General features: G+C 68.5%; 10 protein-coding genes and 1 pseudogene. 9 read left to right on the plus strand and 2 right to left on the minus strand.

Annotated elements, in window-relative coordinates:
- Window positions 1-111 precede the first annotated feature (111 nt).
- On the minus strand, window positions 112-936 hold the full coding sequence (locus OHU89_RS00980; protein ID WP_405638920.1) for an SDR family oxidoreductase: 825 nt from the start codon (window positions 934-936) through the stop codon (window positions 112-114).
- Between the two features lie 162 nt (window positions 937-1,098).
- Between OHU89_RS00980 and OHU89_RS00985 the strand changes: the two are divergent.
- The 3 genes and pseudogenes from OHU89_RS00985 to OHU89_RS00995 all read left to right on the plus strand — a co-directional run.
- Window positions 1,099-1,434, plus strand: a pseudogene (locus tag OHU89_RS00985) (4-hydroxy-2-oxovalerate aldolase); the annotation flags it as partial.
- Window positions 1,377-1,646, plus strand: coding sequence for a hypothetical protein (locus OHU89_RS00990; RefSeq protein ID WP_405655089.1), 270 nt, complete (start codon window positions 1,377-1,379; stop codon window positions 1,644-1,646). The pseudogene OHU89_RS00985 and the gene OHU89_RS00990, both read left to right, overlap by 58 nt.
- A complete protein-coding gene (locus OHU89_RS00995) occupies window positions 1,643-2,074 on the plus strand; it encodes a DUF6807 family protein (protein ID WP_405638922.1) in 432 nt (143 codons plus the stop codon). The genes OHU89_RS00990 and OHU89_RS00995 overlap by 4 nt, the downstream gene beginning before the upstream one ends.
- 124 nt (window positions 2,075-2,198) lie before the next feature.
- Here OHU89_RS00995 and OHU89_RS01000 read toward each other — a convergent pair whose 3' ends face one another.
- Complete coding sequence (locus tag OHU89_RS01000) at window positions 2,199-4,754, minus strand: GH32 C-terminal domain-containing protein (RefSeq protein WP_405638923.1); 2,556 nt, start codon at window positions 4,752-4,754, stop codon at window positions 2,199-2,201.
- A 542-nt stretch (window positions 4,755-5,296) separates the two neighbouring features.
- Between OHU89_RS01000 and OHU89_RS01005 the strand changes: the two genes are divergently transcribed.
- The 6 genes from OHU89_RS01005 (at window position 5,297) to OHU89_RS01030 (ending at window position 13,973) form a co-directional block, all read left to right on the plus strand.
- Entirely contained in the window at window positions 5,297-6,304 is a 1,008-nt protein-coding gene (locus OHU89_RS01005) for a LacI family DNA-binding transcriptional regulator (RefSeq protein WP_405638925.1), read from the plus strand.
- Between the two features lie 397 nt (window positions 6,305-6,701).
- Window positions 6,702-8,000 (plus strand): extracellular solute-binding protein, encoded by a 1,299-nt coding sequence (locus OHU89_RS01010; RefSeq protein WP_405638927.1) that lies wholly within the window; start codon window positions 6,702-6,704, stop codon window positions 7,998-8,000.
- A 34-nt stretch (window positions 8,001-8,034) separates the two neighbouring features.
- Complete coding sequence (locus OHU89_RS01015) at window positions 8,035-9,021, plus strand: carbohydrate ABC transporter permease (protein WP_405638929.1); 987 nt, start codon at window positions 8,035-8,037, stop codon at window positions 9,019-9,021.
- Window positions 9,022-9,026: 5 nt separating this feature from the next.
- Window positions 9,027-9,914 (plus strand): carbohydrate ABC transporter permease, encoded by an 888-nt coding sequence (locus tag OHU89_RS01020; protein ID WP_405638931.1) that lies wholly within the window; start codon window positions 9,027-9,029, stop codon window positions 9,912-9,914.
- 247 nt (window positions 9,915-10,161) lie between these two features.
- Window positions 10,162-12,378 (plus strand): glycoside hydrolase family 3 N-terminal domain-containing protein, encoded by a 2,217-nt coding sequence (locus OHU89_RS01025; RefSeq protein WP_405654244.1) that lies wholly within the window; start codon window positions 10,162-10,164, stop codon window positions 12,376-12,378.
- Between the two features lie 122 nt (window positions 12,379-12,500).
- Window positions 12,501-13,973: a glycoside hydrolase family 32 protein gene (locus OHU89_RS01030; protein ID WP_405638933.1), complete on the plus strand. Its 1,473-nt coding sequence runs from the start codon at window positions 12,501-12,503 to the stop codon at window positions 13,971-13,973.
- Window positions 13,974-14,064: the final 91 nt, after the last annotated feature.

Below are 14,064 nucleotides of genomic sequence, written 5' to 3' on the forward strand. Positions count from 1 at the left end.
GAACCGCGAGTGGCTCCTGACCACCGGGCCCGCCTTCATGTCTGCGGGCTGCCGCCGGAACCGTCCACCTCGTCACGGATCGGCTCGCGGCGTGTCGCTGTCGTGCGCTGCTCAGGCCGCGGTGCCCTCGGCCTCGGCGGAAACCGCCGCCCACTCTTCCCAAGTCTTCAGGCGCTCGGCGTAGACCTGGGGGACGAGGTGGAGGGGGGCGGTGCCGAAGAAGACCCGCAGCGGCGGGTTGTCCGCGTCGACGATCTTCAGCAGGGCCGGGCCGGTTGCGGCGGGGTCGCCGGACTTGACGTCGCCCCAGGCGGCGGCGACGGCGGCGCGCAGGTCGTCGTAGGCGGGCAGTTGTTCGGCGAAGGTGGCGGAGGAGCCGGCCCAGTCGGTTTCGAAGCCGCCGGGCTCGACGAGGGTGACGTTGATGCCGAATCCGGCGACCTCCTGGGCGAGGGCCTCGGTCAGGCCCTCCAGGGCCCACTTGGAGGCGTTGTAACCGCCCAGGTTGGGGAAGGAGACGACGCCGCCGACCGTGGAGATCTGCACGATGTGGCCGCTGCCCTGGGCCCGCAGGAGGGGCAGGGCGGCCTGGGTGACCCACAGGGCACCGTAGAAGTTGGTCTCCATCTGGCCGCGGGCCTGCTGTTCCGTCAGCTCCTCGACCGCGCCGAACAGGCCGTGTCCGGCGTTGTTGACGATCACGTCCAGGCGGCCGAAGTGCTCGTGCGCCTGCTTGACGGCCTCGAATGCGGCGGCCTTGTCGGTGACGTCCAGCTTCAGCGGCAGGACCGCCTCACCGTGGGCGGCCACCAGATCCGCCAGGGAGTCGGTGTTGCGGGCGGTGGCCGCGACCTTGTCACCACGCTCCAGGGCCGCCTGGACGAACTGACGACCGAAGCCACGCGAGGAACCGGTGACGAACCAGATCTTGCTCATGAGGACACTCCCGTTCGAAACGAACTTTCAATACGAGACTCTAGACTCGATTGATACTCAGTATCAAGTCGTTCCTCTGTAGATTCTTGAGCATGAGTAACTCATCCTTCGACACAGCTCCCGGCCAGCCCTTCGAGCCTGCGTGGCACTTGCGAGGCGATGATTCAGGCAGAGGTGACCGAGGTAGCGATCCGACTCTCTGCCACCCTGCTGCTGCCCGGCATCGGCACCCTGCACGACCTGCGACGCGCTCACTCGCCGGGCATCCGCTCCGTGCGTGTGGCACCCACTGCACCGAGGCCGACATCTCTGCCCACCACATCGCCGCGGCCCGTGAGCTGGGCATGGATGGGGCGGGCTTCCTGATGATGTGCCACTGGCCGAACCCACCGAACTGGCCCGTCGGGCCGCCTCACCATGGACGGCCTACGAGACCGCCTGTGCGCTTACCGCGACCTCCTCGACCCGGCTCCTCACCGGCGTCCAGGACATCACCACGCCCGGCGTTCGACGCCTGGGAGAACGGACAGGAAACCGGCATCTGTCTGCAAGACGCGCGTCGCACGCTGGAGTTCGCGGCGGCGACGTACGCCTCGGCCTTCCGTGGCGTCCCCGTCGCCGCGTGCGAACTGACCGACGACGACCCGTTCGCGGTCAGCATGGACGGCAGCGCCGTGCCGTGGGAACCGGTCAAAAAAACCCTCGTATGAACGCTCTTGAGATCCGCCACGACCTCGGCGCCTCAGTCACGGTCCGCGACGGCGACACCGAGCTGTTCCACGACGTGTACCAGCCGGACACCGTCCAACTGGAATCACCCAAGCCCTCCATCCACCCCCTGCGCACCCGGGCCGGCAAGGTGGTCAGCCTGTTCCGTCCCCACGACCACGTGTGGCACAAGGGCATCGCGTGGCCCCTCCCTCACGTCGGCGAGGAGAACTTCCGGGGCGGCCCCACGTACATCTACGGACGCTTCGCAGCCGGGCAATGTGGCCGCCAGCCGTACGCCCCATACAGCCGTGAGCACGGTCACCAACAGCCGTCGTCCGGGGTCGCCGCTGTCCACCGACAGCACCCGGCTCCACCGGGCCCGCGCGGCCTGGGCGCGGACCGACATCCAACTCGTATCGGGCGGTGACCACGCGATGCTCCGACGTAGCTGTCACGCCGCTTCCTTGGCGCCTGCCTCGCCGGGAGCCGAGCGGCCGAAACCGCCCACCGGAAGTCGCGCCCAGTGGCCTGGCGCACTGGCCTGCGGCTCGTCACCTCCAGATGGACCTCATCTGCCACGCCTGCATGTGGTTGAGGGTGACGGTGCCGCCTTCGGCGAAGACCTCGACGCCGGTGCTGGAGGGGTCGGGGAAGATTTGGTCGGTGATCACCGCTTCGCCGTTGCCGCCGAAGACCTCGACGGACGACCAGTCAGCGAGGATACGCAGCTTGACCTTGCCGTTCTTGGGCTTCAGAGGTGCGGTCTGGACGCCGGGGAAGGTGCTGTTGAAGTCCCCGGCGCCGGAGCGGGTGCGGTCGACGTACAGCTCCTGGGTCGTGGTGTCGTAGCCGATGACGGTCTCCTCGCCGCCTGCGCCGGTGCGCACCTTGAGGCCGAAGCGTTCGGCGTCCTTGAGGGAGAAGGTCGCCTCGATGTCGAGTGCCTTGCCCTTGGCCGCGCGGCTGATCAGCGGCTTGGAGGTGCTCTTGACCGTGACGCCTGACGCCGTCACCGGGTGCTGCTGGCGGAGGGACTCCAGGCTGCCCACCGGCTTGCTGGTCAGCCGGGTCTGGCCGTTGATCGTGCGCAGGGCCATTTCCCGCGGAACGCTCTGCGCGCTGCGCCAGGGGGAGGTGGGGATGGACTGGCCGTAGTCCCAGTTGTTCATCCAGCCGATCATGTAGCGCTTGCCGCCCGGTGCGTTCTCCCAGGACACCGCTGCGTAGTAGTCCTTGCCGTAGTCGGTCCAGTCGGCGCGCTGTACGACGGACTTGGCGGGCTTGTCAGCGGTGGTGAACTGGTCGGCCATGACGTGGCCCCAGCCGGCGGAGTTCATGTCGACGACCTGGATCTGCGCCTTCTTGCCGACGTACGGGCGCAGGTCGAAGGACGCCCAGTCCAGGCTCTCGCTGTCGGCGCCGGTGGCGCTGCGGACGACTTCGCCGTCGACGAGCAGGTTGACGGACGTCTCCTGGGAGACGCGCGGGGCCTTGGTGTCGGACAACATGATGTGGTCGACGTTGAGGTGGCCCCAGCCGCCGCTGTTGTTGTCGACGATCTTGATCTGCGCCTTCTTGCCGCCGAGTTCGCCGACGTCCCACGAGGCCCAGTTGAGTGCCTCGCCGTCCTTGCCGGTGGAGCTGCGGACGACCTGGCCGTCGACGAGGAGCTCGACGGCGGTGGGGGTGTCGGAGCCGGCCGGGTGGTTGCCGCCGCCGATGAGGAAGTTGATGTGCTTCTTGTCGATGGTGAACTCGGGCGATGTGAGTGTGCCGGTGGTCGAGTCGCCGTTCAGAAAGGTGTTGACCAGCCCGTCTCCCAGGAATCCGGAGACCTGCCCCTGGTCGGGGAGGGTGCCGGGGGCCGGCGCGGTACCGAAGGCGTCTCCGGTCTTCGTCCAGTCGCCGTAGGTGCCGCCTTCGAAGTCGGCGAGGACCGTGCCCTCGGGCGGAGTTCTGTCCATGACGGTTCCGGCCTCGTGCGGATGCCGCCCGCCACCGACCTTGAAGTTCAGGTAGGGGCTGTCCACGGTGAATTCGGGTGAGGTGAGTGTGCCGGTGGCGCCGTCACCGCCGTGGAAGCTGTTGGCGAGGCCCTTGCCGTCGAAGCCGTCGACCGTGCCCTGCCAGTCCACCGCACCGGTTGCCGGCGCCTGGCCGAACGCGGTGCCGGTGGTCGTCCAGGAACCGAAATTGGTGCCCTCGAAGTCCTGCATCACCGTGCCGGTGGGCGGGGTGTACGTGCCCTTGTCGTCGGCGGTGAACTTCTTGCCGTCGAAGTCGCCGATGAAGTACTGCGAGCCCGAACCGCCCGCGATACCACCGGGATTGATGTTGACGACCAGGACCCACTTGATGTTGTTCTTGTCTCCGTCGACCGCGAGGGGGAACAGGTCGGGGCACTCCCACACGCCGCCCGTCGCACCGGCCGGCCCGAACTCGCTCTGCAGCTTCCAGTCCTTGAGGTTTTTGGACGAGTAGAACCGCACTTTGTGCTCGGCGGACAGAGACACCGTCATCAGCCAGCTCTTGGTCGGCGCGTACCACTGGACCTTGGGGTCGCGGAAGTTGTTGGAGCCGATGTCGATGACGGGATTGCCCTGGTACTTGGTCCAGGTGCGGCCGTGGTCGGTGCTGTAGGCGAGCGACTGGGCCTGCTTGCCGCCGTTTTTGTAGGCGCTGGTGTAGATCGCCACCATGGCCGGGTTCTTCTTCGTGCCGAACCCGGTGGTGTTGTTCCAGTCGACGACCGCACTGCCGGAGAACACCATCTCCTCGTCGTCGTGCGACAAGGCGATCGGCAACTCCTCCCAGTGCGCGAGGTCGTTGCTCACCGCGTGCCCCCAGGACATGTCGCCCCAGGAGTTGCCGTTCGGGTTGTACTGGTAGAAGAGGTGGTACTCGCCCTTGTAGTAGACGAGGCCGTTGGGGTCGTTCATCCAGTTCTTCTGCGGAGTGAAGTGGAACTGGGGTCGGTAGGTCTCGGTGTACGGCGGGGTGTCGGCAGCTACGGCTGAAGGAGCCAGCGGCGCTGCGGACAGGGCGCAGACGGTCGCCGCCGCCATCATCCGTATGCGGGCATGCCGGGATATGCGTGCAGAGCTCATGGTGTCTCCTAGTCCCGCGGCTCGTCGGCGCAGCACTGACTGCGGCCCCGGCGCGGACGGACCGACAAGTGGCATCCCAGCGGCGTCGACGTCCACGCAGCCGACTGGGGTGTCAGCGACGACGAATGTCATCGATGACAGCGAGTGCCCGATTATGAAGGGCAATCCGGCCAGCGCGTCAACGGTGCGGGCGCGATTACTCCGGGACGGGTCTGCGGTCCGTCGGGCGTCGGCGGCGGCCGGCAGCCGCGCCAATGAGCTCGGCCATGGCGGGTTGGAGTCGGAAACCGCGCAGGTCAGAGCGGTGGAGTGGGTGGCAACCGGCAGGCTTCCGCGGCATCGTGCGAGACCGAGATCGGCTGCGTTAACGAGTTATTTCCGGGGTGTTGACCGGTGGGGCCTCTCGGTGCTTCACTTCCGGAACCGGTACCGAAACCGGTTCCGGGACTGCTTCCGGTACCGGTTACACGGGCCTCTGTACGATCGGACCTTCGGTGCGGGAGGGAAGTCTTCCGCCTCTGCAGGAAGGGAGGGGAGGTGACATGGGAGTCACTATCGCCGACGTGGCCACGCGGGCCGGCGTCAGCAAGACGACGGTCTCGCGCGTGCTGAACGCCAAGGGCGAGATCAGCGAGGACACCGTCTCGAAGGTCCGCAAGGCGATCTCGGAGCTCGGCTATGTGCCGAGCGCCGGGGCAGTGGGACTCGCACGCGGCACGACACAGATGATCGGCATGCTGGTCCCTGACCTGGCCTGGGTCTGGGCCGGCATAGTGCAGGCGGTCGTCGAGACCCTGGAGACCGAGGGCTTCGGACTGCGCATGCTGACCGTGAACGGCGGCGAGGAGTCACTGCGCAGACTGGGCCTGCAGGTCGCCGCCAAGTCGTTCGACGGGCTGCTGGTGATAGAGCCCGAGGGGGCCCTGGCGGCCATCACGGAACTGCACGAGGCCGGACTGCCGGTGGTGCTGATAGACGACCGCTTCCAGCGGCCGGGATTCCCCTATGTGGCCACCACCAACCGGGAGGGCGGTGAGCAGGCGGCGCGCCACCTGCTGGACCTCGGTCGCCGTCGCCCTCTGGTGGTGACCGGTCCTGAGGAGTACGGCTGTACTCAGGAACGGTTGGGCGGCTTCGTCGACGTCTATGCGCAGGCCGGGATCGAACTCGACCAACGCAGCATCATCGGCGGTGACTTCTTGTTCGACACAGCCCGGAACGCGGTCGCGGGGGCTCTCGCGGACGGCGTGGAGTTCGACGCGGTCTTCGGGCACAACGACCCCTCGGCGGCCGGCGTGCTCGCGGCCTTGCACGAGGCCGGCATCAAGATTCCGCGGGATGTCGCCGTGGTGGGGTTCGACGACGTCGAGGTGGCGTCGTACACCTATCCGGCCTTGACCACCGTCCGCCAGCCGATGCGGGAGATGGGTGAGGCAGCGGCGCGTCTGCTGCTCGACCACGTGCGCAGATCGCCCGAGGCCGCCCCCTCGCGCATCATTCCCACCAGCCTCGTGATCCGCGGCTCGACGTTAGAGCCGAGCTCGAACTGACGCGACGTCATCACGGTGCGTACGTGATGGCGCCTCGCAGCCGGGCGGTGCGTCGCCGGTGACGCACCGCCCCTCGTCTCCTTGAAACCTCGGCGGCCCACTTCGGCCTCGCCTTCCTCGCAACCATGGCGGCTGCACACGCGTTCATGCGGCACCGCCCACATGCACCCTTCCGCTCGCGCGTTCCCGATCCGGGACACCGAACGGCGCGCCTGGCCCACCCCGCCCGGCCCCTGCCCACTCCGCGTCGGATGCTCCAGCCGCGCCCTGCGGCTGACCGCCGATGCCGCTGTCACCGCAGACGGTCCCCACCCATGCGCCGGCCCATCCGGGCGTCCGCCCGCTCTCCCCCTTAGCCCCCCCGCGCCTGTATCGCTCAACGGCAAGGAGCCGCATCATGCGTATCACCACCCGTCACACTGTCAGAACCGTCCAGATCCTGTGCGTCACCGTCACGGCAGCCCTGGTGGCCACCGGCTGTGGCCGGAGCGAGGATTCCGGCGCCGGCAAGGACGCACCCGCCGAGATAGCCGCGGGCAAGGCCAAGGGGACGGTCGTCATGTGGTCCATGGGCGACCCCGACGAGGACCTGAAGGAGCTGGCCAAGAAGTTCGAGCAGGAGAACCCGGACGCGACCGTCAAGATCACAGCGGTCCCGTGGAGCGCTGCCCACGACAAACTGACCACCGCGGTCGCCGGTGGCAACACCCCGGACATGTCCATGGTCGGGAGCACCTGGATGGCCGAGATGGCCGCCATGAACGCCTTCCAGGCCACCCCGGCGTCGATCAAGTCGTCGGACTTCTACCCCGGCCAGTGGGGCACCACCAAGTACAAGGACACCTCCTACGGCGTCCCGTTCATCGCCGACACCCAAGCGATCTTCTACCGGACCGACATCACCACGAAGGCCGGCATCAAGGGCGCCCTGGCCGGCGACCGGGCCGGATACCTGAAGGACCTGGAGGCCATCCAGGCCACCGCCGGCAAGGAGAACCCCAAGCTGCGCCACGCCAGCGGGCTGGTGATGGGCTTCAACTCCTGGATCTTCTGGGTGCCGATGGTGTGGCAGCAGGGCGGTGACATCTACGACGCCAAGACCGGGAAGTTCACCTTCGACTCGCCCGAGGTCGCCAAGGCGCTGGAGTACTACGCGAGCGTCCCGAAGCAGGGCCTGGCGCCGACCGACAGGGCAGACAACGTGCAGGGCTTCAGGGACGGGCTGATCGCCGTCTACCAGGAGGGTGCGTGGGCCGGCGGCAGCTTCCACAAGGACGCCCCGGAGCTGGACGGCAAGTGGAAGACCATGCCGGTGCCGTACTCCGAGCAGCCCTCCGGGTTCGCCGGCGGCAGCGACCTGGCGGTGTTCAAGGACGCCAAGAACCCCGACGCGGCATGGAAGTTCGCCCAGTTCCTGACCGAGCCCGCCAACCTCGCGGCCTACTCCAAGGGCACCGGCAGCCTGCCCCCCGCGCCCCAGGCGTGGACGGAGGGCAAGCTGACCGAGGACGAGAACATGAAGGCGTTCGCCGAGCAGCTCGAGGTCAGCAAGGCGCCGCCGGCCATCACGACCTGGCAGCAGATCGCCGACGCCATCGACTCCGAACTGGAAAAGCTGGCCCTGGGCAAGGCCAGCGTCGCCGAGGTGCAGAAGACGCTGCAGTCCAAGGCCACCAGCATCGGCACCGGCCGATGAGCGCCGCCGCGATGAGCACCCCTCGTAGGGAGGGATGACATCCATGTCCACGAATACGCTCCCCGGGCGGGGTGACACCGGCAAGCAGAACACCGGGGGGCCGGAGCGGAGTGCCGATCGCCGACGCCTCACGTTCCGGAGCCCGGCGCGCGGCCGGCAGGCCCGGGCCGCCTGGCTCCTCGCCGGGCCCTTCCTCGCGCTGTTCGCGGCCTTCATGCTGCTGCCGGTGGTGTGGTCGCTGCTGATGAGTTTGACCGACACTCAGAGCGCCGATCTGCGCACCCCTTTCAACGTGTCGTTCGTCGGCTTCGACAACTACGTGCGGCTCTTCCAGGACGATCAGTTCTTCACTGCCCTGCGCAACACCGCCGTGTTCGTCCTGGTGGCCCTGCCCCTCACCCTGGCCGCCGGGCTCGCCGCGGCGGTCGCCCTCGACCGGGGCATCCGCCGCTTCCGGGCCGTCTTCCGGGTCGGCTTCTACCTCCCGGTGATCACCAGCATCGTGGCCGTCGCCGTGGTGTGGAAGACGCTCCTCGAACCCCGTGCGGGACTGGTGAACCTCGTCCTGGGCTGGTTCGGGATCGACGGCCCGGCCTGGCTGGCGGACACCCGCTTCGCACTGCCCGTCATGATCCTGATGGCCGTATGGCGCAACCTGGGCACCGTCATGATCATCATGCTGGCCGGGCTGCAGTCCGTGCCCCAGTCCCTGATGGAGGCGGCCGAACTCGACGGCGCCGGGCCCTGGCAGCGCTTCTGGCGCGTCACCTTCCCGCTCCTGCGTCCCGCCCTGCTGCTCACCGCTGTCACGACCGGCATCGGCTACCTGCAGTTCTTCGACGAACCGTTCGTCATGACCGACGGCGGACCGCTGGACTCCACCCTCTCGGCCACGTTGTACGCCTACAAACAGTTCGGCAACGGCAATTACGAGATGGCGTCGGCCGCCAGCTACGTCATCTTCGTCCTCATCGTGGCGCTGACCGTGCTGCAGTTCCGCGTGCTGCGAGACAAGGACTGACGACCATGAGCACCCTCTCCACCCTCCCCACGGCACAACCGGGCACGGACCGCATCCTCAAGCGTCGCCGCATCCGCCGGACCTGGGGCCAGCCCTGGCTGTATCTGCCGCTCGCCGGCGCCATGCTGCTGATGATCGCGCCGTTCCTGTGGATGCTGTCCGGGTCCTTCAAACCCGAGGCCGACATCCGCAGCGTCCCGCCCGTCCTGCTCCCCACGGCGCCCACCACCGCCAACTACGGTGAGCTGTTCAGCACGCTCGACTTCACGAGCATGTTCGCCAACTCCGTGATCGTGGCCCTCGCCGTCACCGCCGGGAACCTCATCTTCTGCTCGATGCTCGGATACGCCCTGGCGAAGCTGGAGTTCCGCGGACAGCGCGCCGTGTTCCTGCTGGTCATGGGGACGCTCATGATCCCCGGCCTGGTCACCTTCGTACCGCTGTATGTGCTGGTGTCCAACATGCAGCTGACCGGGTCCATGCTCGGGCTGATCCTGCCGTTCCTGGCCGGCCCCTTCGGGGTGTTCCTGATGCGGCAGTTCATCTCCACCCTGCCCGACGAGCTGATCGACGCCGCCCGCGTCGACGGCTGCCGCGAACTGGCCATCTTCGCGAAGATCATCCTGCCGCTGACCAAGCCGGCCCTCGCCACCCTCGGGATCATCACCTTCCTCGGCTCCTGGAACAACTTCCTGTGGCCCCTGGTCGTGGCCCAGAACGAGAGCCAGTACACCCTCCCCGTCGGCCTCGCCCTGGCCAGCAGCGGACAGTCCTTCACCCGCTTCGGCATCCTGCTCGCCGGCGCCGTGATCGTCCTGCTGCCGGTGATGATCGTCTTCCTCCTCTTCCAGCGCCAGTTCATCGCCGGCATCGCCACCACCGGCCTGAAGTGACACCCCTGCTCCCACCCCGTCGCCCCCTGCCGCACCGGTCCCGCCCGGGGCGGCGGGCAGGCAGCACGCGAGCCCCTCCGCGCAGGGCGGCAGCGTGCGCGCGACGAGGCACTCGCGTCGCCCATCAACTCTCTGATCTGTGACGACTCATCTCTTGGAGAACACCGTGGGACAGCCGGTCCACTCTGCCTTGTACCTGGATCCGGCAGCGGCCGTGGAATCGAGAACCGAGGACTTGCTGTCCCGGATGACCCTGCCGGAGAAGGTCGGGCAGTTGCTGATGCTCGACGCCCAACACGGGGACCTGGTGGACATCCTGTCGGCCAAGCTGGCCGGGTCCGTTCTGCATGTGACTCCCGAACGGATGCCCGAGGCCATGAAAATGGCCCAGCGGACACGGCTCGGCATTCCGCTGCTGACAGCCGACGACGCCATCCACGGCCACTCGTTCTGGCCCGGCGCGACCATCTTCCCGACACAGCTGGCCATGGCCTGCACCTGGGACCCCACTCTGCTCCACCGGGTGGCCCGCGCGTCCGCGACCGAAATCGCGACGACCGGAATCCACGGGACCTTCTCCCCGGTCCTGTGCATCACCCGGGACCTGCGCTGGGGCCGGATCAACGAGACGTTCGGCGAGGACCCCTTCCTGATCGGCGAACTCGGCGCGGCAATGGTGCGCGGCTACCAGGGCGAAGGCCTCAGCGACCCGACAGCCGTGCTGGCATACGCCAAGCACTTCGCGGGCTACTCCGAAACCCTGGGCGGCCGCGACGCGAGCGAAGCCGAGCTCAGCCCACGCAAGCTGCGCTCATGGTTCCTGCCCCCGTTCGAGCAGGCGGCCCGGGCCGGCTGCCGCGGCTTCATGCTCGGCTACCAGTCGATCGACGGCGTGCCCATCACCGCGAATCAGTGGCTGATCAACGATGTGCTCAAGGGCGAGTGGGGCTTCACCGGGACGCTGGTGACCGACTGGGACAACGTCGGCCGGATGGTCTACGACCAGCGCACCTGCGCCGACTACGCCGAGGCGGCGGCGGTCGCCGTCAACTCCGGGAACGACCTCATCATGGCCACGCCGCAGTTCTTCGAGGGCGCGCAGGAGGCCGTCGCCCGCGGCCTGGTCGACGAGAAACAGATCGATGACGCGGTACGGCGGGTTCTGCGGCTGAAGTTCGAGCTCGGACTCTTCGAGGACCCCCGCACCCCCGACCCCGAACGACAGGCGCAGGTGATCGGCTGCCGCACCCACGCCGACCTCAACCTCGAGACCGCCCGGCGCTCCCTGGTGCTGCTGCGCAACGAGGGGATCCTGCCCCTCGAAGGCGGGCTGACCTCGGACGGAACCGGCCGCGCCGCCAGCCAGGGCACCCCGCGGACGATCGCGGTCATCGGCCCCAACGCCGACAGCCCGGAAGCCATGCTCGGCGACTGGGCGGGCTCCACCGGCCAGGTCCCATGGATGCCCGAAGGCCATCCCCGAGAGACGACGGAGACGGTGCTCGACGGCCTTCGCGCCGTCGCACCCGCCGACTGGACCATCACGCACGCCCGCGGAGCCGACATAGCAAGCCCCGCCGCCGACCCCGGATGGTCCCTCGGGCCCGACGGCCAGCCACAGCCGGACGCTTTCACCCCCGCCCCGGTCGACCAGGCACAGCTTCGAGAAGCCACCACCGCCGCGCAGGCTGCCGACTACGCCGTCGTGGTCGTGGGAGACAGCATCGCCCTCACCGGCGAGGTGCGCTCGACGGCCACCCTCGACCTCCAAGGAGGCCAGATCGCGCTCCTGGACGCGATCGCCGCCACCGGCACACCCATGATCGTCGTACTCGCCCAGTCCAAGCCGAGCACGCTCCCAGAGTCGGCACTGAACGCAGCAGCCCTCATCGAGGCGTTCAACCCGGGCATGCGCGGCGGCCGCGCCCTCGCCGAACTCCTCCTCGGACTCATCGAACCCAGCGGCCGGCTCCCACTGTCCTTCGCACGCCACGTCGGACAGCAACCGGTCTTCTACAACCAGGTGCGAGGCCAGCACGGCAACCGCTACGCGGACCTCACCCAAGACCCCCTGTTCGCGTTCGGCGAGGGCCTCACCTACACCACCGTCACCTACTCCGACCTTGTCGTGCACGACCCGGACGTCTCGGCCGACGGCACCGTCGACGCCACGGTGCGCCTCACCAACAGCGGGGACCGTCCGGCCCTGGAAACGGTCCAGGCGTACATCAGCGACCTGACCACCAGCGTCACCTGGGCCGAGCAGGAGCTGAAGGGTTTCACCCAGGTCGAGATCCCTCCCGGCGAAAGCCTGGACGCCACCATCAACATCCCGGCCACTCACTGTTCACTCGTCACCGCGGACAACCGCCGAGTGGTCGAACCGGGTGAGTTCATGCTCCGCGTCGGCCCCAGCTCACGGCGGGAGCAGCAGCTGAGCGCGGGATTCCGCATCGGGACCTGAACCCCGTATCTGGACCTGTAGCCCGCATACGGGCTCGAAGACCCCCGCCCCGCCGGCCTGCCGCCCCGCCAAATCGAGGGCCGGCGGGGCGGGTTCCATCTGAAACACCGAAAGGCACGCGTGTGTCCACCACACCCCGCGATCCGCACCATCCCGGCGCGCACCTGCGCCCGCCCCGCAACTGGATCAACGACCCCAACGGTCTGGTCTTCCACGACGGCTACTACCACGTGTGCTACCAGTACAACCCGTCCGGAGCGACCCACGCGAACATGCACTGGGGCCACTTCCGCAGCCCCGACCTGCTGACCTGGGAGCCGCTGCCGATCGCCCTGTCCCCGACCCCCGATGGCGTGGACGCCGACGGCTGCTTCTCCGGCAACGCCGTCTCCGACGGCGACCGTCTCGTCGCCCTCTACTCCGCGCACCGCGAGGACCGCTCGTTCCAGCACCAACCGGTCACTTGCGCCGTATCCCACGACGGCGGCAACAGCTTCCGCCCGCGGGGCGAACTGCTCATCCCCGAGCTGCCCGAGGGCTGCACCATGTACCGCGACCCGTACGTCTGGCAGGACGGCGACGGCTGGCGGATGCTGGTCGGCGCCGCCCTCGGCGACGGCCGCGCCGCCGCCCTCCTGTACGACTCTCCCGACTTGGACAAGTGGACCTACCGGGGGCCTTTCGCGGCCCGCCGTCCGGAGCCCATCGGTGGCACCGACCTGCTCACGGGCGAGGGCTGGGAATGCCCCCAGTACCTCCCGGCAACAGGCGGACGCGGCGCCCTCATCGTCAGCACATGGAACAAGCCCACCGGCCCGCAGAGCGTCGCAGCCCTGATCGGCGAAGAGCACGACGGCCACTTCGAGGCCGGCCCGGCGGTACGCGCCGACTACGGCCCCGACTGCTACGCACCCGCCCTGCTGCGTGCACCGGGCAACCGGTGGCTGCTGTGGGGCTGGTCGTGGGAAGCCCGCGACGAAGCCTGGGCCGTGGCGGACGGATGGGCCGGCGTCCTCACCCTGCCCCGCGAGATCCATGTCGACGGCGACGGCACGCTGCGCCAGCAGCCCGCCGCCGAACTGCTCGCCCTGCGCGGCGAACACACCATCCACGCCGCAGGCACGACGCACGGCCCGCAGCCGGTGGACCTCGGCAGCGTGGGCCGAGCCTTCGACCTGACGGCCCGTCTGGAGCCGACCGGAAACGCCGGTCTGCGGCTGCTCACCACCCCGGACGGCTCCGAGCACCTCGACATCCGCGTCGATACCGATGCCGGCGAACTGGTCGTCGACCGCGACCACGCCTCACTGGACCCCCGGGCCCGCGGCGGCTCCTACCGGATGCCCTGCCCCACCGGTCAGCCGGTCGAGCTGCGCGTGATCGTCGACCACTCCATCGCCGAAATCTTCCTGACCACCACCGGCCAGGTCCTCACCCTGCGCTGCTACCCCACAGGGCAAGGCCCGTGGCGACTTGAGGCCCGCAGCGCACCGGGTACGCGTCTCGGCTTCGCGGTCGACGCGTGGGAGCTGCACCCGCTCGTGATCAAGGAGCCGAGCACCGGCACCGCAGAGCCGGCGCCGACGTCTCCGTAGAACCGACTCCAACCGGTCGATCCCCCACCTCGGCAATGTGTCCCACCCCCTCTCCCAAGTACTGACCAAGCAGGTCCGAAGGAGGATCTTC

Source organism: Streptomyces sp. NBC_00019, assembly GCF_045041015.1.
Classification (GTDB): domain Bacteria; phylum Actinomycetota; class Actinomycetes; order Streptomycetales; family Streptomycetaceae; genus Streptomyces.